The 22,728-nt window shown below is 39.8% G+C and carries 28 protein-coding genes; 27 read left to right on the top strand and 1 reads right to left on the bottom strand.

Going from position 1 to position 22,728, the window contains the following annotated elements:
- Positions 1-14: 14 nt before the first annotated feature.
- A complete protein-coding gene (locus tag AC0VYV_RS14150; RefSeq protein ID WP_194222124.1) occupies positions 15-962 on the bottom strand; it encodes a DUF1385 domain-containing protein in 948 nt (315 codons plus the stop codon).
- Between the two features lie 223 nt (positions 963-1,185).
- On the opposite strand from AC0VYV_RS14150, the gene AC0VYV_RS14145 reads away from it, so the two are divergent.
- The 27 genes from AC0VYV_RS14145 to ahrC all read left to right on the top strand — a co-directional run bounded on the left by AC0VYV_RS14145 (position 1,186) and on the right by ahrC (position 22,709).
- Positions 1,186-1,716, top strand: a complete 531-nt coding sequence (locus AC0VYV_RS14145) for a YqhR family membrane protein (RefSeq protein ID WP_194222123.1) — start codon at positions 1,186-1,188, stop codon at positions 1,714-1,716.
- 80 nt (positions 1,717-1,796) lie between these two features.
- Entirely contained in the window at positions 1,797-2,216 is a 420-nt protein-coding gene (aroQ, locus tag AC0VYV_RS14140; protein ID WP_194222122.1) for a type II 3-dehydroquinate dehydratase, read from the top strand.
- Positions 2,217-2,442: 226 nt separating this feature from the next.
- Positions 2,443-3,510, top strand: coding sequence for a M24 family metallopeptidase (locus AC0VYV_RS14135; protein WP_475373934.1), 1,068 nt, complete (start codon positions 2,443-2,445; stop codon positions 3,508-3,510).
- Positions 3,511-3,529: 19 nt separating this feature from the next.
- The gene (efp, locus tag AC0VYV_RS14130; protein WP_194222120.1) at positions 3,530-4,087 is read left to right on the top strand and encodes an elongation factor P; all 558 of its coding nucleotides are present in this window, start codon (positions 3,530-3,532) and stop codon (positions 4,085-4,087) included.
- Between the two features lie 125 nt (positions 4,088-4,212).
- On the top strand, positions 4,213-4,935 hold the full coding sequence (locus AC0VYV_RS14125) for an ABC transporter ATP-binding protein (RefSeq protein WP_475373933.1): 723 nt from the start codon (positions 4,213-4,215) through the stop codon (positions 4,933-4,935).
- A complete protein-coding gene (locus AC0VYV_RS14120) occupies positions 4,932-5,945 on the top strand; it encodes an ABC transporter permease (protein ID WP_475373932.1) in 1,014 nt (337 codons plus the stop codon). The genes AC0VYV_RS14125 and AC0VYV_RS14120 overlap by 4 nt, the downstream gene beginning before the upstream one ends.
- A 15-nt stretch (positions 5,946-5,960) precedes the next feature.
- Positions 5,961-6,620, top strand: coding sequence for a TetR/AcrR family transcriptional regulator (locus AC0VYV_RS14115; RefSeq protein ID WP_430244701.1), 660 nt, complete (start codon positions 5,961-5,963; stop codon positions 6,618-6,620).
- Between the two features lie 206 nt (positions 6,621-6,826).
- On the top strand, positions 6,827-7,087 hold the full coding sequence (locus AC0VYV_RS14110) for a DUF2619 domain-containing protein (protein ID WP_475365465.1): 261 nt from the start codon (positions 6,827-6,829) through the stop codon (positions 7,085-7,087).
- 76 nt (positions 7,088-7,163) lie between these two features.
- Positions 7,164-8,099: a stage III sporulation protein AA gene (spoIIIAA, locus tag AC0VYV_RS14105; RefSeq protein ID WP_430244698.1), complete on the top strand. Its 936-nt coding sequence runs from the start codon at positions 7,164-7,166 to the stop codon at positions 8,097-8,099.
- Between the two features lies 1 nt (position 8,100).
- Positions 8,101-8,613, top strand: a complete 513-nt coding sequence (gene spoIIIAB, locus AC0VYV_RS14100; protein WP_194222114.1) for a stage III sporulation protein SpoIIIAB — start codon at positions 8,101-8,103, stop codon at positions 8,611-8,613.
- Between the two features lie 19 nt (positions 8,614-8,632).
- A complete protein-coding gene (gene spoIIIAC, locus AC0VYV_RS14095; protein ID WP_048308951.1) occupies positions 8,633-8,839 on the top strand; it encodes a stage III sporulation protein AC in 207 nt (68 codons plus the stop codon).
- Between the two features lie 12 nt (positions 8,840-8,851).
- Complete coding sequence (gene spoIIIAD / locus AC0VYV_RS14090) at positions 8,852-9,241, top strand: stage III sporulation protein AD (RefSeq protein ID WP_194222342.1); 390 nt, start codon at positions 8,852-8,854, stop codon at positions 9,239-9,241.
- A gap of 15 nt (positions 9,242-9,256) precedes the next feature.
- Positions 9,257-10,447 carry a stage III sporulation protein AE gene (gene spoIIIAE, locus AC0VYV_RS14085; protein ID WP_408962615.1) on the top strand — a complete coding sequence of 397 codons (1,191 nt, stop codon included), beginning with the start codon at positions 9,257-9,259 and terminating at the stop codon, positions 10,445-10,447.
- 10 nt (positions 10,448-10,457) lie between these two features.
- Entirely contained in the window at positions 10,458-11,063 is a 606-nt protein-coding gene (gene spoIIIAF, locus AC0VYV_RS14080; RefSeq protein WP_475367736.1) for a stage III sporulation protein AF, read from the top strand.
- 5 nt (positions 11,064-11,068) lie between these two features.
- Positions 11,069-11,707 carry a stage III sporulation protein AG gene (gene spoIIIAG, locus AC0VYV_RS14075; protein ID WP_430244693.1) on the top strand — a complete coding sequence of 213 codons (639 nt, stop codon included), beginning with the start codon at positions 11,069-11,071 and terminating at the stop codon, positions 11,705-11,707.
- A complete protein-coding gene (locus AC0VYV_RS14070) occupies positions 11,708-12,271 on the top strand; it encodes a SpoIIIAH-like family protein (protein ID WP_475372655.1) in 564 nt (187 codons plus the stop codon).
- 439 nt (positions 12,272-12,710) lie between these two features.
- On the top strand, positions 12,711-13,199 hold the full coding sequence (gene accB, locus AC0VYV_RS14065) for an acetyl-CoA carboxylase biotin carboxyl carrier protein (RefSeq protein WP_194222110.1): 489 nt from the start codon (positions 12,711-12,713) through the stop codon (positions 13,197-13,199).
- A gap of 11 nt (positions 13,200-13,210) precedes the next feature.
- A complete protein-coding gene (accC, locus tag AC0VYV_RS14060) occupies positions 13,211-14,578 on the top strand; it encodes an acetyl-CoA carboxylase biotin carboxylase subunit (protein WP_194222109.1) in 1,368 nt (455 codons plus the stop codon).
- A gap of 10 nt (positions 14,579-14,588) precedes the next feature.
- On the top strand, positions 14,589-14,984 hold the full coding sequence (locus AC0VYV_RS14055) for an Asp23/Gls24 family envelope stress response protein (protein ID WP_194222108.1): 396 nt from the start codon (positions 14,589-14,591) through the stop codon (positions 14,982-14,984).
- Between the two features lie 127 nt (positions 14,985-15,111).
- A complete protein-coding gene (nusB, locus tag AC0VYV_RS14050) occupies positions 15,112-15,498 on the top strand; it encodes a transcription antitermination factor NusB (RefSeq protein ID WP_475367734.1) in 387 nt (128 codons plus the stop codon).
- Positions 15,499-15,519: 21 nt separating this feature from the next.
- Entirely contained in the window at positions 15,520-16,878 is a 1,359-nt protein-coding gene (gene xseA, locus AC0VYV_RS14045; RefSeq protein ID WP_194222106.1) for an exodeoxyribonuclease VII large subunit, read from the top strand.
- A complete protein-coding gene (locus AC0VYV_RS14040; protein WP_194222105.1) occupies positions 16,865-17,101 on the top strand; it encodes an exodeoxyribonuclease VII small subunit in 237 nt (78 codons plus the stop codon). Before xseA ends, AC0VYV_RS14040 begins: the two co-directional genes overlap by 14 nt.
- Complete coding sequence (locus AC0VYV_RS14035; RefSeq protein WP_242057410.1) at positions 17,098-17,979, top strand: polyprenyl synthetase family protein; 882 nt, start codon at positions 17,098-17,100, stop codon at positions 17,977-17,979. Before AC0VYV_RS14040 ends, AC0VYV_RS14035 begins: the two co-directional genes overlap by 4 nt.
- Before the next feature lie 768 nt (positions 17,980-18,747).
- Positions 18,748-19,356: a CNNM metal transporter family protein gene (locus AC0VYV_RS14030; RefSeq protein WP_194222104.1), complete on the top strand. Its 609-nt coding sequence runs from the start codon at positions 18,748-18,750 to the stop codon at positions 19,354-19,356.
- 18 nt (positions 19,357-19,374) lie between these two features.
- Positions 19,375-21,267, top strand: a complete 1,893-nt coding sequence (dxs, locus tag AC0VYV_RS14025) for a 1-deoxy-D-xylulose-5-phosphate synthase (RefSeq protein ID WP_475367731.1) — start codon at positions 19,375-19,377, stop codon at positions 21,265-21,267.
- Between the two features lie 6 nt (positions 21,268-21,273).
- On the top strand, positions 21,274-22,080 hold the full coding sequence (locus AC0VYV_RS14020) for a TlyA family RNA methyltransferase (RefSeq protein WP_194222102.1): 807 nt from the start codon (positions 21,274-21,276) through the stop codon (positions 22,078-22,080).
- Between the two features lie 179 nt (positions 22,081-22,259).
- Entirely contained in the window at positions 22,260-22,709 is a 450-nt protein-coding gene (gene ahrC, locus AC0VYV_RS14015; RefSeq protein WP_098444159.1) for a transcriptional regulator AhrC/ArgR, read from the top strand.
- Positions 22,710-22,728: the final 19 nt, after the last annotated feature.

Below are 22,728 nucleotides of genomic sequence, written 5' to 3'. Positions count from 1 at the left end.
CCTCCTGTTCATCTTTACACAACTTTTGTGCTTGAATCGTCTTCCTCTCGTTGTTTATCTCGAGAAAGTAGTTCATTAAATGAGTGGATTGCAACATCAACTTGTTTATCATCTGGGTTTTTGGTTGTTAGTAGCTGAACCCATAACCCAGGATAGCCAAGCACTTTTAATACAGGAACTTCTCTAACTTTATTCGTTAATTGGAGAACTTCGAATGAAACTCCAAGAACTACCGGAATTAATGCAACACGATAGAGTAACCTTACCCATAATGGATCAGTAGGAACAAGAAGATAAATAAATACCCCAATGACTACTGTGAAAAGGATGAAGCTACTTCCGCATCGATAATGAAGACGCGATTGCTTTTGAACATTCTCTATTGTAATAGGAAGTCCTGCTTCATAAGCGTTGATGACTTTATGTTCAGCGCCATGATATTGAAAGACTCTTTTTACAATTGGGGTTAACGAAATAAAATAAATATACCCAAGCAATAGAATGAGCTTAATGAAACCCTCAATCAAGTTCTGTACAACGTGCCCTGGAAATATAAACTCAAGTGAGGCTGCGGCTAAGGCGGGTAATATAGTGAAAATCGTTTTTACGAATGCAAACGAGATAACGCCTATGGCTGCTGCACCTAATAAAAGCGTTATTTTGGAAGGCTCTTCCTTACCTAACACTTCCTCATCTTCCGAAGGGTCCACATCATAGCGTTCACTTGAAAAATTCAAATGTTTAGTTCCATTGCCACTGGCGTCGATAATCGCAACAACACCACGTATGAATGGGATTTTCTTAAGCTTTGTTCGGATAGGCTTCGGCTGCTTCGGAACTTCTAAATAATCAATTGAATCATCCTTGCGCCGAATGGCGGTTACAGACGTATGTTTCCCTTGAAACATAACACCTTCAACAACCGCTTGCCCGCCATAAGCAGGCTTATTTGTATCTGACAATATCTCTCACCAACCTATTGTATGAAGTAGAATGTTTTGAAGCGATCAAACTCTAACAAATTGTACTTTATACCATTCTACAAGAAATAGGCAAAAACCTCTAGGTAATAGATTGTAATAATCATTTTCCCCAACACCGGCAATTTTAATCTTTTCAATAGACAATTCTTCTAATAAATAATTCCATCATCAACAGGGAATGCTTAAGGGGGAGGTGAGTGTTATGGATAAAGAGAAGCAGAAAGATGGTAAAGAGAATGAGCAACTTGAACAAAATAAGCAGGAGCAACCTTTATCTTTTACATCAAAAGTTATTACAATCGGGATTGCTGGAGGACTTTTTTGGGGTGTAATTGGTTATCTCACATACTTATTTAAATTTACTAAGATACCACCCTCTCTCATTTTGTCACCATGGGCACTTGGCGAATGGAAAAATGAACAGCTAGGGCAGTGGATTGGAATTCTTGCCCTTGGGCTTGTATCCATACTTGTGGCTTTTTTGTACAAAGTAACGCTCGTGAAAATAAATAACATGCTTGCAGGACTTGCTTATGGGATTGTATTATGGATAATTGTATTTTATTTACTCAATCCAATGTTCATCGATCTGCCAACGATTACGAAACTTGATCGTAACACAGTCATTACTACGATATGCCTTTATCTTCTTTACGGCGTCTTTATCGGGTATTCGATTTCTTTTGAATATCATGAAAACCAGCAGAAGGGCGCTTCCTATTCAAATAAATGAAGCTATGGTAGAATGTTCATGGAACATTCTCTTTTTTTTCTATTTAATATAGAAGTCAGATCGTGATGAAGGAGACCGGGATGAAAACATTCTACGTAATAAATGGACCTAACTTAAATCGACTTGGCAAGCGTGAACCCGGCATCTATGGTAATGACACGTTAGAGACGCTTGAACAACGGTTAACACAATTTGCTAGTGAGAATGACGCTGCTGTTGTTTTTCGTCAATCAAACCATGAGGGAGATATCATTGACTGGATTCACGAAGCAGAAAGTGCTTCAGGTATCATTTTAAATCCTGGTGCTTTTACTCACTATAGTTACGCCATACGAGATGCTATCGCAAGTGTTCCTGTACCGGTTGTGGAAGTACACATCTCGAATGTACATAAGCGAGAACCTTTTCGCCATACATCTGTTATTTCACCAGTAACGGAAGGGCAAGTGGTAGGATTTGGTTTGAATGGGTACGAACTGGCATTGCGGTCATTTCTATAATTTTAGTTAGCTATGTTAGCTTATACTGTTGATTCTCGATTTTTGGCTCACTCGAGTGAAATCTTCATTTCACTTGCCTTTCAGCTCTATTGAAAGGTCGCTCTGTGACGATCAATCGCTTCGAGCAAATAAATTTGTTCAGACGGTTGGTCGTCACAGAGCGTATATGAGCCAATAATAAACAACGTTCATTAACATAGCCATCATTTTAAAGGGGGACGAAACAGTGGAACGTATTGAGAAACTACGTCAGTCATTTACAGAGTATGATATAGATGCGATGTTAATTACTTCAGCAAGCAATCGTAGATATATTTCCCAGTTTACAGGTAGCTCAGGTGTTGTTCTCATTACTGAGAAAGAAGCGAAGTTTGTAACAGATTTCCGCTATATGGATCAGGCACGAGAGCAAGCACAAGGGTTTGATATTGTGCAGCATAAAGGCCCGATTGTTGGAGAAGTAGCAAAGCTTGCGAATGAACTAGGAGTTAAAAAACTTGGCTTTGAAGAAACGCAGGTTACATATCAAGTTTTTAAAGCATATGAGAATAAAGTAGACGGTACACTTGTACCGATTAATGGTATTCTTGAGAAACATCGTATGATTAAAGATTCGAGTGAATTAAAGGTTCTTAAAGAAGCAACCGAAATAGCAGACGCTGCTTTCCAACATATTACATCATACATTCGTACGGGTCTAACTGAATTGGACGTTTCTAATGAACTAGAGTTTTTCATGAGAAAAAATGGCGCAACCTCGTCTTCATTTGATATTATAGTTGCGTCGGGTATACGTTCAGCTCTTCCGCACGGCGTCGCAAGTGATAAAATCATTGGAAAGAACGAACTGATAACACTTGATTTTGGTGCTTATTATAAAGGGTACTGTTCTGATATTACACGTACTGTGGCTGTTGGGGATCCTGGAGAAGAGCTTAAGGGTGTTTATCATACTGTCCTAGAAGCTCAATTAAAGGCAATGGAACAAATTAAGCCTGGAATGAGCGGGAAAGAAGCAGATGCTCTATCACGTGACTTAATTACTTCTAAAGGCTTTGGAGAATACTTTGGGCACTCACTAGGCCATGGGGTTGGTCTTGAAGTACATGAGGGACCTAGTCTTTCAACCAAAACTGATACAGTATTAGAGCCAGGTATGGTAGTAACCGTTGAACCAGGTATTTACCTATCTGGTAAAGGCGGAGTAAGAATTGAAGATGATACAGTAATTACTGAAACTGGCAATGAGACGTTATCTCATTCTACTAAGGAATTGCTGATCCTCGGCGAATAATGAAAGTGAGGGACTATTAATGATTTCTGTTAACGATTTAAAAACTGGACTTACAATTGAAGTGGATAATGGCATCTGGACGGTAATGGACTTCCAGCATGTGAAGCCTGGTAAGGGAGCAGCTTTCGTAAGAACGAAGCTACGTAACCTTCGTACTGGTGGAATTCAAGAGAAAACCTTCCGAGCAGGAGAAAAAGTAGCAAAAGCTCATATTGAAAATCGTAAAATGCAGTATCTTTATGCAAGTGCCGACATGCATACGTTTATGGATACTACTACTTATGAGCAAGTTGAACTTCCTGCAGAGCAAATTAGTTATGAACTTAAATTTCTAAAAGAAAACATGGAAATTTCAATTCGTACTTATGGTGAAGAAACGATCGGAGTTGAATTGCCGAATACGGTGGAACTCGTTGTTACTGAAACTGAGCCTGGTATTAAAGGGGACACAGCTTCCGGTGGAACTAAGCCTGCAACTGTTGAAACAGGTTTAACTGTTCAAGTGCCTTTCTTCGTTAATCAGGGAGATGTTTTAATTATCGATACTTCTAAAGGGGAGTATGTATCAAGAGGATAAACATTTTTAAACCGCTCTGTTTGAGCGGTTTTTTTTTAAAAATAAAAATGAGTGATTACTCACTTTACAACAAAGGGATGGATGGTATAATAAAGTGAGTAATCACTCATTTTAGGAGGGATCATATGCAAAAAGATGCTATCCAAGCAAGTGTTACAAAACGATTTGGCACGACTACGATCTTAGATAATATTAGCATTTCACTTAAGCAAGGTGAGATTTTCGGTCTGCTAGGACCATCAGGATCTGGAAAAACGACATTTGTCAAACTGCTCTGTGGTATTGAAGAGGCTTCAGAAGGAAAGGTAACTGTATTAGATGAGCGAATGCCTGCTTTAAAGATTATGAAGCGGATCGGTTATATGGCACAAGCGGATGCTTTGTATGGTGAACTAACCGCTTATGAGAATTTAGAATTCTTTGCAACGCTTAGCGGTGTGAGTCGTCGTGATCGAAAAGATCGTATCTTGTCTGCTATGAGGCTAGTAGATTTAGAAAAAGAACTTCAGAAAAGAGTGGAGGACTTCTCAGGAGGAATGAAGCGTCGCTTATCACTTGCGATCGCTTTATTGCACGACCCTGAAGTCCTGTTGCTTGATGAACCAACTGTTGGCATAGACCCGTCCTTGCGACAAAAGATATGGGATACGTTTGAAGATCTGAGAAAAAAGGGCGTGCTCATTCTCGTTACGACTCATGTAATGGATGAAGCTGATAGATGTTCAAGGCTTGGGATGATTCGAGATGGTCGCTTGATTGCTGTTGGAACTCCAGAAGAATTGAAAAAACAAACAGATTCGACGACAATTGAGCAAGCTTTTCTCTCATATGGGGGTGTTAAGGAATGAGAATTACAGCCGTTGTAAAACGTATATTGAGGCAGTTTATTCATGACAAGCGAACGATGGGCCTAATGATTGTGGCACCAATTATCATTTTAACGATGTTATCGCTAGTGTTTAACGGGGAAGACCTCGAGTTGAAAGTGGGCACACTAAATATACCTGAGCAACTCGTCGAAAGAATAGATGAACATGCTATTGTTAAAAAAGTTACGTCAAAAGATACCATTGAGTCACTACTGAAAGAAGATTATGATGCAGTTATTGACTTCAGCAATGGGGAAAAGAAACTACATCTAGAGGGCAGTGATCCCTCCATTAATCAAGCAGTAATTAATCTTGTTAGAAGTAATTCTATGGTAAACAACGAAGAAGTGGATTTAGATGTATCTTATCTTTTTGGCTCGAGTGACATGACTTCATTTGATCACTTTGGTCCTGTACTAGTTGGCTTCTTTATTTTCTTTTTTGTGTTTTTAATTGCTGGAGTTTCTTTCTTGAGAGAGAGAACCCAGGGGACGCTCGAACGAGTTTTAGCTAGTCCTATTAAAAGGTGGGAACTTGTAATTGGGTACGTGATCGGCTTCGGACTATTTACTATGTTTCAATCAGCGATCATTGCCCTATATAGTATTTATGTGATTGATTTAAAAATGGAAGGCTCTTTCTTTTATGTACTGCTTGTTACACTCTTGCTAGCATTAAGTGCCCTAACTTTAGGTACTTTACTTTCATCATTTGCAAAGAATGAATTGCAAATGATACAGTTTATACCACTTGTTGTTGTACCGCAAATCTTTTTTTCTGGATTATTTAATCTTGATACGATTTCAAACTATTTAAGCTGGATTGGTCCGTTAACACCTTTGTATTATGGAGCTGAAGCTCTTAGAAATGTTATGATTAAAGGACAGGGAATAACTGAAATATGGATTGATTTACTTGTTTTATTTGTATTCTCAATCGGTTTTATGATTTTAAATATATACGCACTAAAAAAACACCGACGCATTTAGAGTCAGGGGGAGCTTATGAAAAAGATAGAAGACAGCATGGAATGGCTATTTGATGAAGAGGTAAGCGAGTCCGGAGATTTAACTGAGAAACAAAAACGCATCGTTAAAGCGGCAGTTGAAATGTTCCAGGAAAAAGGATTCTCCGCTTCCTCAACAAGTCAAATTGCGAGACGTGCAGGCGTAGCGGAAGGAACAATATTTCGCCATTATAATACGAAGAAAGACTTGCTGCTTGCTATTGTTACACCTGTTATGAGCCATCTGGTCGCCCCTTTCATCGTGAAAGATTTAGACAAAGTATTAAAACCAAACTATGAGCACTATGAGGATTTTTTGAGAGCTGTTGTAAAAAATAGACAGGTGTTCATACACAAGCACTTACCAATTGTTAAGATTTTGATGCAGGAGATTCCTTTTCATGAGGAACTTCGTACTCAATTTATCGAGCATGTAGCGAAGGATTTGTTTGATCGGTTTGAAAAAGTGATTCTCCACTTCCAACAGAAAGGCGAATTAATCCAAATTCCGCCTTCCTCAGCGATCAGACTTTCGATAACAGCCGTTCTCGGTTTTTTTCTTGCACGATACATTATGGTGCCGGAGAGTGAGTGGGATGATGAGCAGGAGATCGAACTGACAGTTCAATTTATATTAAATGGTTTAAAAGCAAAATGACCATCCAGCCTTCGCTGGGTGGTTTTTTTGTTTTCCTCCAATAAGTTCAATATTTTAAATGTAACAATTTAGCTAACAAACTATTTGCTTCCGGTGTTTTATGAAGCTGATTTCTCAATAATGAAATGAGTTATATGATTTACGAATTTCTTCTGAAAATCATAAATTCATCATAAGTTGTACAAACAATTTGTGGGAGGCTAGAGATGATTCATTCCGTTCTTGTCATGGGAGTGCTTCGAATACTTTCTGGTGTGATCGAGCTTACAGCAGCGATTCTCATTCTTTTTATTCAGGATCTAAGAATAGCCATGATGATTAATGCCATTCTCGCTATAGTTGGTCCAATTATTTTAGTAGTTACCATGTCAGTGGGGTTGATTGGTCTAGCAGGTGATCTATCAATTATGAAAATTATTTTTATCATGATAGGGGTTGCTTTTATTTTAATTGGAACCCTTTCATAGATTTAGTAGAGACATAATTTAAGCAAGACAGGAATAGTAGTGTAGGGAGAAACAAGCTTAGAGAGGGGGGACATTCTTGGAAGAAGTTCTTCGCGTGCTTCCGGAAAATGTACAAAAAATCTTGAATCAGTATTCAATTGTTGAAAGATCGACGATTGAAGAAATTCGAATGCGTATTAACCGTCCACTTGAGATCATGATTAACGGGAAGCCGGATTTTCCTCTCTTAAATGGCCATGGCTATTTTATTTCAAAAGAAGATGGTCTACAAATGATAAATAAGCTAAGTCACTACTCTCTCTACGCTCTGGAAGAAGAACTTAAAAAAGGTTTTGTAACGATTGAGGGAGGGCATCGTGTAGGCCTCGCAGGGAAGGTTATTACACTAAATGGACATGTCAAAGCCATTAGAGATATTGCTTCATTTAATGTGAGAATTGCGAAGCAAAAGCTTGGAATAGCTATACCACTAGTATCATATCTATATGCTGGGAGATGGATGAATACGATTATATTAGGGCCCCCTCAGTCTGGTAAAACGACAATGCTTCGTGATTTAACTCGACTTATGGCTGAAGGTGATGAATTAAGAAGGATTCCATCAGCAAAGGTAGGCGTTGTCGATGAGCGATCAGAAATAGCTGGATGTGTACAGGGGATCCCTCAACATCGACTGGGAGATCGTGTTGATGTACTCGACGCTTGTCCAAAAGCGGAAGGAATGATGATGATGATTCGCTCCATGAGTCCAGAAATACTTATTGTAGATGAAATTGGACGAAAAGAAGACAGTGAAGCGATTATCGAAGCAATAAATGCTGGGATTAACCTCGTAGTGACAGTCCATGGGACGAAATTGGATGATTTAAACCGTAGGCCAAGTATGCAGGGGTTATTAAAGTCGGGGTGCTTTGATCGTATCGTCGAACTGTCGCGAGAAGATGGTCCAGGAACAATTAGTGCGATTAAAGATAAAACCGGTAAGGAAATTCGACGTAAAAAGGTGATCTAGCATGAAGTTACTAGGTGCAGTGCTCATCATTATGGCAAGCACATGGGCAGGTGTGGAATGGTCCAGGACAGTTAGTGAACGGTCACGCCAATTACGTCAGTTGAAGGCGGCATTACAGTCACTAGAAGCAGAGATTGTTTACGGAATGACACCTTTAAGCGTTGCTTGTAGTCATATATGTAGACAGGTTGGTCATCCTGTATCGTGGTTTTTTGATTCATTTAGGAGGAAGCTTGAGGCAGGCCATGCTACTGCGTATGAAGCATGGATTGAAAGTATGGAGGAAGTTTGGAAATACACTGCCTTTAAAAATGAGGAAAAAGAAGTGATGAAGCAATTAGGCGCTACCATTGGTCAGCATGATCGAGAACATGAGCAAAAGCAACTGAAGCTGGCATTAATTCACTTAGAGAGAGAAGAAAGTGAAGCGAGAGATAATCAGATGAAATATGAAAGAATGTTTAAAAGCCTTGGTGTACTTGGCGGTATTCTTCTTGTCATACTTTTGATTTAGTCATTGGGAGGAAGCGTAGATGAATCATGATGTAAATACGATTTTTCAAATAGCTGGTATTGGTATTATCGTTGCCATGCTTCATACAATCTTAAAGCAAATGGGAAAAGAGGAATACGCGCACTGGGTCACTTTAATAGGATTTATTGTTGTCCTTTATATGGTCATTACAATTATAGATGATCTTTTTCAGAAAATACGAGGAGTCTTCCTTTTTCAAGGGTAGGGGGTGACTGCGATTGATATTTTACAAATAGTCGGCTTAGGATTAATCGCTACCTTCCTAGTTATTGTGGTCAAAGAGCAAAAGCCTGTGTTTGCCTTCACGATTACGGTTTTCACAGGCGCTTTAATTTTTCTCTACTTAATAGGAGAAATTCAACACATTATTCGTATGCTTGAGAGTCTTGCAGCAAAAGCGAATGTTGAAATCGTTTATGTGGAAACGGTTTTAAAAATTATTGGGATCGCTTATATAGCAGAATTCGGTGCGCAAATTGTAAGAGATGCGGGTCAAGGCGCAATTGCATCGAAAATTGAACTTGCTGGTAAATTATTGATTCTTGCTATGGCAATTCCAATCTTAACGTTAATCATAGAAACAGTATTGAAATTATTACCATCATAAGAGGGGGAGAGGGACATGCCTCACATGAAAAAAATGCTGTTGATGCTGCTATTCCTCTGCTTTTCTCTTATGTTTTTTGAATCTTCCGTAGCGGCAAAAGGGGAAGAGGAGCCTCTTTCAAGTCAATTTGTAGACAAGCAGTTAAATACGCTTGGTTTACAAGAAATACAAGATTATTGGGATGAAGTCATTGAAGAATACGGGGGTTTTTTACCTGAAAGTCAGAAAGGCTCCTTTATGGAATTCATTAAAGGAGAAAAGCAGATATCTTTAAAAGCGTATTTTATTGGCCTACTAAAGTTTCTCTTCCATGAACTGCTTGTGCATGGAAAGCTTCTTGGGAGTCTGATCCTTCTTACAATCTTTAGTATCCTTCTGCAGAACATGCAAAATGCATTTGAACATAAAGCAGTTAGTACAGTAGCGTATGGCATTATTTATATGGTTTTAATTATCCTGGCACTAAATAGCTTTCATGTTGCGATTCAGTATACAGAAGATGCTATAGCTAACATGATGGGATTCTTACTTGCATTAATTCCATTGCTTTTAGCTTTAATGGCATCTGTGGGTGGAGTAGCTTCTGTTGCTTTCTTTCATCCGATCGTCTTATTTCTTGTAAATACTGGTGGATTACTTATTCAGAAGTTTGTACTTCCAATGCTCTTTCTATCAGCGGTCCTCGCTATTGTAAGTACTATCAGTGAGCAGTACAAGGTTACCCAGCTTTCTAATTTATTACGAAATGTAGCGATAGGAACTCTTGGCGTTTTCTTTGCGGTTTTTTTAGGGGTTATTTCAGTACAAGGTGCGACAACTGCGGTAGCGGATGGCGTTACGATAAGAGCTGCGAAATTTGTAACGGGTAACTTTATCCCAGTCGTTGGTCGGATGTTTACAGATGCCACCGACACGGTGTTAAGCGCCTCTGTTCTATTAAAAAACACGGTGGGCTTAGCTGGGGTTGTCATTCTCTTAATGATATGCGCTTTTCCGGCGCTAAAAGTATTATCACTAGTACTAATCTATAATATTGCTGCAGCGGTGATTCAACCATTGGGCGGTGGTCCAATTATTCAATCCCTAAATGTTATATCAAAAAGCATTTTGTTCATATTTGCGGCCCTTGCTATTGTTTCATTGATGTTCTTTCTTGCTGTAACGATTATTATAGCATCTGGCAATATTACGTTAATGGTGCGTTAGGAGGTGTCGTGTGGATATTATTACAGGCTGGATTACAAATATTATTGTGTTAATCCTTCTAGCAACAGTTCTAGAACTATTGTTGCCAAATTCAAATATGCAGCGTTATGTAAAGATGGTTATAGGTTTAATGTTAATGGCGGTTATTTTATCTCCTATACTCACGATTTTCACTAAAGATTTTGATGCCATGCTCCGAACAGTAACGCTCACTGACTCAACTCAAAATGCAAATATGGAAAATCAGATAGAATCAAAGAAAAGTGAAATACAAGCATCCAATGCTGCATATATTGAAGAACAAATGGCTGTCCAAATGAAAAGCCAGGTAGAAAAGGAGTTGAGGGACCAGTTTAACCTCGAGATCACAAGCGTTAGTCTTCAGTTAAAGAATCTTGATGGGGAAAAGGATATTGATCAAATTGCAGTAACAGTAAATGAAGCAGGAGCAGAAAAATCTGTTCAGGAAGTGGATGCTGTATCCGTATCAATTGATATTCAGGAGGAAGAGGTCGAAGCAACGGATACTCTCTCTCGTAAGGTTGCATACTTTCTTGCAGATGAGTGGGAGCTGTATCCAAAACAAGTCGGAGTTCAGGTGAAAGGAGGAGAGTAGGGAACGTGGATGAAAAACCAACTAGCTGGCTTGATCAATTGAAGAAGCCTAAAAAGAAAAAGGGAATCCCGTTATTATATTTGATTATTGCTGCGGGGATTGGCGTTATCTTCATGTTTTCCGGAAGCTTTTTCCAGTCACCTGAACAAGTCCAGGAAGTGTTTTCAGAGCAGGCGAGCTCAAAGGATAGTGAACCTACCTTTAGTCAAAAGAAGTCCAATCCGTCGTCTATGGCTGAATACGAGAATGTATACGAAACACAGCTGAAAGAAGCTTTAGATGAAGTGGCAGGAGTTTCTGATGCCACAGTTATTGTAAATTTAGATTCTACAGAAGAAAAAATCGTTGAGAAAAACAGCACTTCTACTGATAAATATACGGACGAATCTCCAAATGATGGAGGTTCAAGAAAGATTGAAGAACAGTCAAGTGAAGAACAAGTTGTCGTCATTCAAAATGACAACGGACAGGAGCCTATCATTGTTAGTACAAAGAAGCCTGTCGTACGAGGAGTTGTAGTGGTAGCGGTTGGAGCAGAGAATATGGAAGTAAAGAAAATGATCGTGGATGCAGTAACAAGACTGCTAGACGTCAAGAGTCACCGTGTCATGGTGCTTCCGAAAAAATTAAAGGGGGAATCCTAAATGGTTTTGAAAAAGCAAACAGTGTGGTTACTAACGATGTTAAGTTTAATCATTGTTTTATCAGCCTATTATATTATGACTCCTGGAACTGATAATGTAGCGTTTGTAGGGGATCAGGATCAAGAGCAGAGTGGTGAGGAAAGTAAGGGAGAAGAGGCAAAAGAAACGAACGCAGAAGAAGGAGATACTGTTTCTTCAAGTGTTTCAAGTGAGGAAGGTTTTGCATCCATAAGACTTGAGATTCAAGAACAACGAGATGCAGCGATTGAAGACTATACGGCAGTTATTGCAAGCGAAGCATCTGCTGACCTTAGAAATGAGGCACATGAGCAACGTCAAGAATTGATGGCATTATCTCAAAAAGAATCTGTATTGGAAAATGTGATAAAGTCAGAAGGGTATAGCGATGCGGTAGTTTATACGCTAGATGATGATAAAGTAAGAGTTATTGTTAAAGCAGATCAACTCTCGAATGAAGAGGCCAACAACATTATGGTACTAGCAGAAGAACAGTTAGGAGAAGGCCATAGAATAGCGGTTGAATTTCAGGCTGCAGCAAAGTAAAGATGGAGTTCACTCCATCTTTTTTGTTTTGACCCATTTATGCTCTGAAAATATTGTGAAAAAAGTTTCGTTCAGAATGAAGGGTTATTGCCAAATAAAAAAAAGTAGATAAAGCACCAATTTTTAAAGTAAGCGTACATAGATAATCCACATAATATTTTATAGGTGAAAACGTTTTCTGTGTTTGTTACCCTTATAATAGGGCGGTGTGCAAAGATGCCTTCTACCAAGTAAACTGAAGATATGATATGATGAATAGGCTTAGGACCTGCTTTTATATAATGGTCTTAATTCTGAGGTTTGATTTGTTAGATGGAATGCTGGAGATACTAATACACATCTTTATTATGCTATAATTGCTATAAGTTGGAGCGTGTCTTCTGCACAGAAAAACCTCCTAAATACTAAATTTGAAAAAAGATGACAGGGAGTGGAAGTCTTGTTAAAAGTTCAAGAAATTCGCGAATTGATCAAACTTATTGATCAATCAAGCATTGATGAATTCGAATACGAAAATGATGGGTCTAAAATTGTTTTAAAGAAAAACGACGTACAATATGCTGAGGCACCTGTACAGCAGCCTGTACAGCAGCCCGTTGCACAACAGGCACCTGAGCCAGTGAAGCAAGTGGCGTCTTCTTCAAAAGAGCAAGCTACTGAAGAACCAAAAGAAGAGAAACAGGATGAATCATTACATAAGATAGAATCCCCAATGGTGGGAACGTTCTATGCTCGTCCAAATCCAGAGTCAGATCTTTATGTGAAAACAGGAGAAAAAGTTTCGGAAGATAGCGTAGTCTGCATCATTGAAGCAATGAAGCTTTTTAATGAAATAGAAGCAGAGGTAAATGGAGAAATCGTAGAAATGCTAGTTGAAGATGGTCAGCTGGTTGAATACGGACAGCCTCTGTTTTTAGTGAAAGCATAGGTGATGATAGGATGGAGATTAAGAAATTACTTGTAGCTAACCGCGGAGAGATAGCAGTAAGAATCATACGAGCTTGTGAAGAGCTCGGAATAGAAACAGTAGCCGTATATTCCCAGGCAGATAAAGATGCGCTTCATGTTAGACTTGCTGATGAAGCTTATTGTATCGGACCCACAGCAGCAAAAGACAGCTATTTAAATTTTACAAATATCATGAGTATTGCTACTGTGACAGGGGTTGACGCCATTCATCCCGGATATGGTTTTCTAGCTGAAAATGCCGATTTTGCTGAACTTTGTAGAGAATGCAATGTGACGTTTGTTGGTCCTAGTCCTGAAGCCATTAATCGCATGGGCACGAAAGACGTTGCTAGAACGACAATGAAGGAAGCTGGAGTTCCGATTGTACCTGGCTCTGAAGGGATTATTAAAGATGCTGACGAGGCAGTAGCTCTTGCGAACGAAATGGGTTACCCCGTCATTATTAAAGCGACTGCTGGCGGTGGCGGTAAAGGAATCCGTATTGCTAAGGATGAGAATGAATTAGTAAAAGGAATCAATATTACGCAACAAGAAGCCTCTACCGCATTTGGAAACCCTGGGGTTTACATTGAAAAGTTTATTGAAGACTTCCGACATGTAGAGATCCAAGTCCTTGCAGATAATCATGGGAATGCGATCCATCTAGGTGAGCGTGATTGTTCTATCCAAAGGCGTTTACAAAAGCTAGTGGAAGAAACCCCTTCTCCAGCTCTTGACGCAACAATTAGAAAGAAAATGGGAGATGCGGCAGTGCGAGCTGCTCAAGCCGTTCAATATTCTGGTGCAGGAACTGTGGAGTTTATTTTTGAGCCAACAGGGAATTTTTATTTTATGGAAATGAATACGCGCATTCAAGTTGAGCACCCTGTGACTGAGATGGTAACGGGTATTGACTTAATTAAGGAACAAATCCGAGCAGCTTCTGATGAAGAACTTCGATACAAACAAGAAGATGTGACGTTTAAAGGATGGGCGATTGAGTGCCGTATCAACGCAGAAGATCCTGACAAAAAGTTTATGCCGTCCCCTGGTAAGGTTGAAATGTACCTGCCGCCGGGTGGATTTGGAGTTCGAGTTGATTCAGCTGTTTATCCAGGGTATGATATTTTACCTTTTTATGATTCAATGGTTGCAAAGCTGATTACTTATGCTGATACTCGAGAAGAAGCTATCGCTAGAATGAAGCGAGCACTAGGAGAATTTGTCGTTGAAGGTGTTAAAACAACTATTCCGTTCCATATGCGCCTTATGAATCATGAGAAATTTGTAAGCGGCGATTTCAATACAAAGTTTCTTGAGAAATATGATTTAACAGAGCAATCAATGAATTCTAAGTGAGGTGTTCAGAATGAATGAACTTCAATCATTTGAAATGGAAGAGCACGATACTGGTCTTGGAAAAGTAGAGATTTCACCTGAAGTTATCGAAGTCATTGGAAGTATTGCAGCTTCTGAAGTTGATGGTGTAGCAGAGATGAGAGGGAATTTCGCCTCTGGTGTTGTAGAACGCTTTGGGCGAAAGGATCATCGAAAAGGCGTCAAGGTGGAACTTGATGAAGATGGGATCATCTTAGATGCCTATGTGGTGGTAAGCTATGGTTTATCCATTCCGGAAGTATGTGAGAAGGTTCAGGAAAATATCCGTCAGGCCCTTCTTACAATGACTGCTCTAGAAATCAGTGCCGTCAACGTGAGTGTTGTAGGCATTACATTTGATAAAAAAGAACCAGAGAACGAAGAATAAGCAGCGGGGATTGTCCCCCTGCTTTTTTGTTTGTGAAAACAATTGGACATTGCAAAACCTGTATTTGTCCTCTACAGTATGCTATTATTTATTGGTATAGCAATATTAGCGTAAAGGGAGTATAGCAATGAAAAGAAGACATGCAAGAGAAAAAGCCATCCAGGTATTGTTTCAAATAGATGTAACAGACACCGATCCACGTGAGGCTCTTCAACACGTTTTAAATGAGGAAGAAGGTGACGAGTTTCTATCTGAGCTTGTCTTCGGAACGCTTGAGAACCTCGAAAAAATTGATGAAGTCATTAAAGAAAATCTTGTGAACTGGACATTTAATCGGATCGGAAATGTTGACCGTTCAGTACTACGCATGGCTTCTTATGAAATGGTAGTCAGAGATGATATACCCGTTAACGTTAGTTTAAATGAAGCCGTTGAACTTGCGAAGTTATTCGGTGGAGAAGAATCAGGGCGTTTTGTGAATGGTGTCCTCTCTAAGATCATCCAAAAAAGCTAATTTAAGTAGGAGGGGATAGTTGTGAAAGCGGATCGCTATATTTCGGTAACGGCGCTTACGAGACATGTTAAGCGAATGATTGATAATGAACCTGCACTGCAAGATGTCTGGTTGCGTGGCGAATTATCCAATGTGAAGCTTCACAATCGAGGACATCTTTACTTTACAGTTAAAGATGATAAATCACGTGTTCAGGCTGTCATGTTTGCAGGAAATAATCGGCATATGAAATTCAAACCCGAAAGCGGAATGAAAGTACTGATCCGTGGAGAAATATCTGTGTTTGAGCCATATGGCCAATATCAGCTCTACGCAAAAGAAATGCAGCCTGATGGAATTGGTAATCTTTATTTAGCTTACGAAGAGCTGAAACGAAAACTCGAATTTGAAGGATTGTTTTCTGATAACCTCAAACAGCAAATTCCACGCTATCCTACAGAAATTGGCGTTATTACTTCCCCTACTGGAGCGGCCATTCGAGATATTTTCACGACAATTAAAAGACGGTATCCAGCTGCGCGAATTACGGTTTTTCCCGTTCTCGTGCAGGGAAATCGTGCTAAGGGATCGATTGTTCAAGCCATAGAGATGGCGAATGCGATGAAAATGATTGATGTGCTGATTGTGGGGCGTGGCGGTGGATCTATTGAAGAACTATGGGCATTTAATGAAGAAGAAGTCGCAAGAAGTATTGCTAGGTCGCACGTACCGATTATTTCTGCGGTAGGCCATGAAACGGACTTTACGATTGCGGATTTCGTTGCTGACTTAAGAGCGCCGACACCAACTGGTGCTGCTGAATTAGCAGTCCCTAGTGTAGTGGAATTGAAAGAGCGAGTTGATCAAAGAGTACATAGACTCATGAGAGTAATGCAAGAAAAACTTGTCTCCGATCGAGATCGGCTGTCAAACCTCCAAAAGTCTTATGCTTTTCGCTATCCAGATCAACTATTGAAGCAAAAGGAACAAGAGCTTGATTTGCAAGTAGAGCGATTGCAGAGAAATATGAAGCGGTTATTGTCGTATACAAAAGAACAAGTCGATCGAAACCATAAGCAATTAAAAAAGCAGCACCCCCAAAAACTTCTAAAAGAAGCGAGTCAAGAGCTTGTAGAGCTCAAGAATTCTTTGAATAAGGAAATGCAACGTGTTTTAGTTGGAAAACAACGTGATTTCTCACTTGCTGCTGGGAAATTGAATGCATTAAGCCCATTGAAAGTAATGGAGCGGGGGTATAGTCTTGCATATAAAGAAGAAGAACTCATTAAGTCTGTTAGTCAGGTCCAACCTGGAGATGTTCTTAAACTTGAAATGACAGATGGAAAAATTGATTGCCATGTATGGGGATTAGAGGAGAGTGATTCGAATGGAGAAAAATGAGAACGTCACATTTGAAGAAGCAATGGAAAAGTTAGAACAAATCGTAGGGGCCTTAGAAGAGGGAAACGTTCCTCTTGAAAAAGCTATTTCACTCTTTCAAGAGGGGATGAACTTATCAAACATCTGTCATGAAAAACTGCAATCCGTTGAAGGGAAAATGGATCAAATTGTTGAGGAAAACGGTGAAATCAAGCGTTTTTCTGTGCAGGAGGATGAAGCGTGATCCAAGATCTTAGCTCTTATATGAATGAGTGTAAAAAACTGCTTGATCAAGAACTGCCTTCATATATTAATCATCTTGAAATGCCAGAATCATTAAAAGAAGCGATGTTGTATTCGATTCATGCGGGAGGGAAGCGGATCCGCCCGATATTAATGCTTGCTACTGTAGAAGCATTTGGCGAATCGATCGATCAAGCAATTCCCATTGCCTGTGCTGTAGAAATGATTCATACGTATTCGCTAATTCATGATGATTTGCCCGCTATGGACAATGATGATTTGCGTCGAGGAAAACCTACAAACCACATCGTTTTCGGCGAAGCGGCGGCTATTCTAGCTGGTGATGCCCTTTTAACCCAAAGCTTTGAACTTATTGCAGACTCCAACTTAACGAGCGAGCAAAAAGTAGAGCTTATTAAGTTATTGTCTCATGCTGCTGGACCTTCGGGTATGGTTGGGGGGCAAATGGCAGATTTGGATGGTGAAAAACAAGCATTAACGTTAGAACAACTTGAGTATATTCATCATCATAAGACTGGGAAGCTTCTTATGTTTTCCATTATGGCAGGGGCGATTATTGGAAATGCTTCGCCACTTCAACGGGAACATCTCCAAGCATTCGGTGAGCACATCGGGTTATCTTTCCAAATAAGTGACGATATCCTTGATGTTGAAGGAGATGAAGGCAAGATTGGTAAACAACCAGGAAGTGATGAGAATAACGAGAAAAGCACATATCCTAAGCTTCTGTCCTTAAAGGGCGCTAAAGAAAAATTAAAGCATCATTTTGATGAGGGATTATCTCACCTTTCTGCCGCTAACATAAAGGAAAATAGATTAAGGTCGATTGCAAAGTTTATTGTAGAGCGTGATCATTAACATATAATTGAGCATAATCATAACCTGTGGTATAATAAGTTAAGATTGAGTGGTGCAGTATTCTAGTCAGTTCGCCATTTCTGAAGGCGGGCCTAAAAATCCGCCATAGGGCACATCGATGAAGTTCCTGGTGTTGGCTTGAGTCGCCCAGACTTGGGTCGATGCTGGGAGTTAAGGTCGCAGGGCGATCCACAAAGGCATGTGGGCGTTGACCCTGCTTCCGCGGAGGCCCATTCTTGTAGTAGAGCGGTTAACGCTGCCTGCTATGAATTGGGGTATGAACCTGTTGCAGCTGCATGGGAACGCAGTTGAACAGCGTAGCCTGCCTTGAGTGGAGCTAGAGGGGATTATGGATTATTGGAAATTTGCAGCTCGGCCGGCCGCTTTTTTCCTACCACCCATATGAAATCTGCTCTGCAAAAGAGGCTAGGAAATGTGTGGAACTGTTGAGGAAAACTCCTAGACTGTTCCGAGTGACACTTAAAGGGGATTATAGTGCGGACTAAGTGGTAATCCAGTCTAGCGCATGGTGACTACGCTAAGATAGATATAAAGGGAAACCGCCTGAATGGCGACGTTCAGGTATCTATCTGGGAAAACCTACTGGACCTAAGCCGCAGTCTTTACTCTTTAAGTGACCACTCTTCAATACATATGAGTAAAGGGGTGTTCAACTGACAGGGAACAGGGGGAAACGAACTGACCCCATGAATTCCTGCCAGATGGATACCTATTTTTATGTAATTATATAATGGACAAGGAGTAGATATGAAAGCTTCCGTATCAAAATCCATAAACTGGAGTTTAGCTATTGCCGTTATCACACTTGTGTTAGCGGCTATTTTTTCAATTATATCGACGGCAGTATTAAGTGGTGTATCTTGGGCAATTGGTATGATTGTAGTATTATTAATCGTTCTAATTGGTATTTTCTTTGATACAATTGGGGTTGCTTCAACAGCAGCAAATGAGGTACCCTTCCACGCCATGGCTGCTGAACGCCTAACCGGGGCGAAGCATGCAATTTTTGTTACACGTAACGCAGATCGCGTAGCAAGCTTCTGTAATGATGTAATTGGTGATATTTCGGGTATTATAAGTGGTACAGCCTCCGCAACCGTTGTCGTACAATTAACACTTCAACTTGGACATAGCGATGGATCTTTGTTTCAATATATAGTATCAGTAGTATTTACCAGCGTCATAGCTGCGTTGACGGTCGGAGGAAAAGCGCTCGGAAAAACGTTTGCGATCCATTTTTCTACTGGAATCATTTTTCAAGTAGGTCGGTTCTTATATTATGTAGAAAAAACATTTAAAATTAAAATGGTAGGCAACCAATCCAAAAAGAAAAAGGGAAACCGTAAATCGAAATAAGAAGGGGAGGACATTCCCATGGATTTAGAAAAGATTGAGAATCCTAAGTTTCTCAAAAATTATGATATCAATGAAATGACCGAGCTTGCAGAAGAAGTTAGAAGTTTTTTAATTAATAAATTGTCTGAAACTGGTGGACATCTTGGTCCTAACCTTGGTGTGGTTGAACTGACAATCGTTCTTCACAAAATTTATGATAGTCCAAAAGATAAATTTATCTGGGATGTAGGACACCAAGCATACGTTCATAAAATTCTGACAGGACGAGCTTCTAGATTTGATACTTTGCGAAAATACAAAGGTCTTTGTGGATTCCCTAAGCGAAATGAGAGTGAGCATGACGTTTGGGAAACTGGTCATAGTTCTACATCATTATCTGCGGCGATGGGTATGGCTGCTGCTCGTGATATGAAAGGAAGCGACGAGAGTGTTGTCGCGATCATAGGGGATGGCGCATTAACAGGTGGAATGGCCTTAGAAGCGCTCAACCATATTGGTCATGAGCAGAAAGATATGCTAGTGATTTTAAATGATAACGAAATGTCGATTGCTCCTAATGTTGGAGCACTTCATAATATTCTAGGAAAACTTCGTACAGCAGGTAAATATCATAAAGCGAAAGAAGAGCTTGAATATTTGCTTAAGAAAATCCCTGCTTTCGGTGGTGCGCTTGCATCGACTGCTGAGCGTGTTAAAGATGCTCTGAAATATCTATTGGTGTCTGGTATTTTCTTTGAGGAACTTGGATTCACCTACCTTGGACCAGTAGATGGGCATGACGTTGAAGCTCTAATGGATAATATTAAGTACGCTAAGAAAACAAAAGGGCCCGTCCTTATACATGTGTTAACAAAAAAAGGAAAAGGTTATCAACCGGCTGAAAGCGATCAAATCGGTGTATGGCACGGTGTGAGTCCTTATAAAATCGAAGCTGGGGAACAGATTAAACCGAAAGTTGCTGCCCCAGGCTATAGCAAGGTAGTAAGTGAAACGGTACGGAAGCTCGCTGAAAAAGATGATCGCATTTCTGTTATTACACCAGCTATGACAGTTGGTTCAAAATGGGAAGCGTTCGAAAAGCAATTTCCAGAAAGACTTTTTGATGTAGGAATTGCAGAACAGCATGCTACAACGATGGCAGCAGGACTTGCAACACAAAACCTGAAGCCTGTCTTATCTATCTACTCCACGTTTCTTCAAAGAGCCTATGATCAGCTTGTCCACGACGTGTGCAGGCAGAACCTAAACGTATTTCTTGCAGTTGATCGTTCTGGTCTTGTAGGAGCAGACGGGGAAACACATCAGGGAGTATTCGATATCTCGTTCCTTCGTCATTTACCGAACATGGTCTTAATGATGGCTAAAGATGAGAATGAATTGCAACATATGGTGAATACTGGAATGAAGTATAATCAAGGCCCGATTGCAGTTCGGTATCCGCGAGGAAATGGCATCGGTGCGAAGATGGATGAAGACTTAAAAGAAATTCCAATTGGCACTTGGGAAGTCATTCGCGAAGGAACAGATGTCGCACTCCTTTCTTTTGGTCCTACGCTTCAAGACCTTTTGAAAGCTGCAGAGAAACTTGAACAAGAAGGCATCTCAGCTCGAATAATTAATGCTCGTTTTATTAAGCCTCTTGATGAGAAAATGATGGCTGAACTTATGCAAGAAGGAATTCCGATGTTAACAGTGGAGGAAGCGATTCTTCAAGGTGGATTTGGTAGTGCTGTACTTGAGTATGTGAACGACAGCGGTTATCAACACGGTACAATTCAAAGAATGGGCATACCAGATGCATATATTGAACACGGCAGTGTCAATGAACTATTAAAAGAAATCGGCTTAACTCCAGATGATATTGTTGCGAAAGCGAAGAAAATAATTCCAGCAAAACAAAAGAGGGCATAAAAGAGAATGGCTAAGAAGGAAAGACTTGATGTAATCCTTGTTAATCGTGGACTAATCGATACAAGAGAAAAAGCAAAAAGAGCGATCATGGCTGGCCTTGTATTTTCGGAAACAGAAAGAATGGACAAGCCGGGTGTGAAAGTAGCAGAAGACATTAGTTTACAAATAAAAGGTGATACGCTTCGTTATGTTGGACGCGGTGGTTTAAAACTTGAGAAGGCGATTAACGTCTTCTCTCTTCTCACCGAAAACAAAGTTGTATTGGATATCGGCTCATCTACAGGTGGGTTTACGGATTGCGCGCTGCAAAATGGTGCTTCACTCGTGTATGCACTTGATGTTGGTTATAATCAATTAGCTTGGAAATTACGTGTAGATGACCGAGTAGTTGTTAAAGAAAGAACAAATTTTAGATATGCAGAGAAAGCAGACTTTGAACAGGGGTTGCCAGATCTTGCCACCATAGATGTCTCCTTTATTTCCTTAAAATTGATTTTGCCAGTTCTTAAGCAGATCTTAAAAGAAAATGGAGAAGTGATTGCACTTGTAAAACCTCAATTCGAAGCTGGAAGAGGAGAAGTTGGGAAAAAAGGAATCGTACGTGATAAAAAAATTCACTTACGTGTACTAAAAGAAATGATGGACTTCGCGACTAAAGAAGGCTATCAGATCAAAGGCATCTCTTTTTCTCCAATAACCGGTGGTGAAGGAAATATCGAATTTTTATTATACTTGGGCTGGCAGCAGGATATGGTTAACGAAACAATTCCTACGCCTGAAGAAGTTGTAGAAGAAGCGCATCAAAAGTTATAGAGGATACACGCTGTGTGTCCTTTTTCTCGTTCGTCACTGTACCAGAGAAGTTTATTCGTATTTAGTCCAGAAAATATCTTTTTACGAGTGAATATTTATGAGGGTCTATACAAAAGAGAAGCGTGGCTATATAATAAGGCTGTCAGATTTTACTTACCGGAACTTCTGGAGGTTATACAATGAATAAAGGACAACGTCATATCAAAATTCGTGAAATGATTGCCAATCAAGATGTTGAAACACAAGATGAACTTGTGTATTGCCTGAAGAGCGCTGGCTTTAATGTAACTCAAGCCACTGTTTCACGGGATATTAAAGAACTTCATCTTGTTAAAGTGCCAACAATTGATGGTAGATACAAATACAGTCTTCCTGCAGATCAGCGCTTTAATCCACTTCAGAAATTGAAGAGAACATTAACAGATGCATTTATTAGCATAGATCATGCGGATCATCTTATCGTTATGAAAACGCTTCCTGGTAATGCGAATGCGATTGGTGCGCTAATAGATAATTTAGACTGGGAAGAAATCATGGGAAACATTAGCGGAGATGATACTATATTAATCATTTGCAAAAGTGCTGATGCTGCACCTATGTTATCACAACGCTTTATTGACATGCTTTAGGAAAATGAAAGAGGATCTT

It is taken from the genome of Anaerobacillus sp. QJM3NY_17 (assembly GCF_056173665.1).
Note: the sequence above shows the minus strand (reverse complement) of the source record. Positions and strands in the feature narration are given on the sequence as shown.

What these genes read in the sequence shown, in the direction of transcription:
- AC0VYV_RS14125 (WP_475373933.1), top strand. Translation starts at nt 4,213, where the DNA reads ATGCAAAAAGATGCTATCCAAGCAAGTGTTACAAAACGATTTGGCACG.
- AC0VYV_RS14110 (WP_475365465.1), top strand. Translation starts at nt 6,827, where the DNA reads ATGATTCATTCCGTTCTTGTCATGGGAGTGCTTCGAATACTTTCTGGT.
- AC0VYV_RS14115 (WP_430244701.1), top strand. Translation starts at nt 5,961, where the DNA reads ATGAAAAAGATAGAAGACAGCATGGAATGGCTATTTGATGAAGAGGTA.
- AC0VYV_RS14030 (WP_194222104.1), top strand. Translation starts at nt 18,748, where the DNA reads ATGAAAGCTTCCGTATCAAAATCCATAAACTGGAGTTTAGCTATTGCC.
- accC (WP_194222109.1), top strand. Translation starts at nt 13,211, where the DNA reads ATGGAGATTAAGAAATTACTTGTAGCTAACCGCGGAGAGATAGCAGTA.
- nusB (WP_475367734.1), top strand. Translation starts at nt 15,112, where the DNA reads ATGAAAAGAAGACATGCAAGAGAAAAAGCCATCCAGGTATTGTTTCAA.
- efp (WP_194222120.1), top strand. Translation starts at nt 3,530, where the DNA reads ATGATTTCTGTTAACGATTTAAAAACTGGACTTACAATTGAAGTGGAT.
- spoIIIAB (WP_194222114.1), top strand. Translation starts at nt 8,101, where the DNA reads ATGAAGTTACTAGGTGCAGTGCTCATCATTATGGCAAGCACATGGGCA.
- AC0VYV_RS14070 (WP_475372655.1), top strand. Translation starts at nt 11,708, where the DNA reads ATGGTTTTGAAAAAGCAAACAGTGTGGTTACTAACGATGTTAAGTTTA.
- AC0VYV_RS14040 (WP_194222105.1), top strand. Translation starts at nt 16,865, where the DNA reads ATGGAGAAAAATGAGAACGTCACATTTGAAGAAGCAATGGAAAAGTTA.
- ahrC (WP_098444159.1), top strand. Translation starts at nt 22,260, where the DNA reads ATGAATAAAGGACAACGTCATATCAAAATTCGTGAAATGATTGCCAAT.
- aroQ (WP_194222122.1), top strand. Translation starts at nt 1,797, where the DNA reads ATGAAAACATTCTACGTAATAAATGGACCTAACTTAAATCGACTTGGC.
- spoIIIAE (WP_408962615.1), top strand. Translation starts at nt 9,257, where the DNA reads ATGCCTCACATGAAAAAAATGCTGTTGATGCTGCTATTCCTCTGCTTT.
- dxs (WP_475367731.1), top strand. Translation starts at nt 19,375, where the DNA reads ATGGATTTAGAAAAGATTGAGAATCCTAAGTTTCTCAAAAATTATGAT.
- AC0VYV_RS14145 (WP_194222123.1), top strand. Translation starts at nt 1,186, where the DNA reads ATGGATAAAGAGAAGCAGAAAGATGGTAAAGAGAATGAGCAACTTGAA.
- AC0VYV_RS14120 (WP_475373932.1), top strand. Translation starts at nt 4,932, where the DNA reads ATGAGAATTACAGCCGTTGTAAAACGTATATTGAGGCAGTTTATTCAT.
- AC0VYV_RS14055 (WP_194222108.1), top strand. Translation starts at nt 14,589, where the DNA reads ATGAATGAACTTCAATCATTTGAAATGGAAGAGCACGATACTGGTCTT.
- AC0VYV_RS14020 (WP_194222102.1), top strand. Translation starts at nt 21,274, where the DNA reads ATGGCTAAGAAGGAAAGACTTGATGTAATCCTTGTTAATCGTGGACTA.
- spoIIIAC (WP_048308951.1), top strand. Translation starts at nt 8,633, where the DNA reads ATGAATCATGATGTAAATACGATTTTTCAAATAGCTGGTATTGGTATT.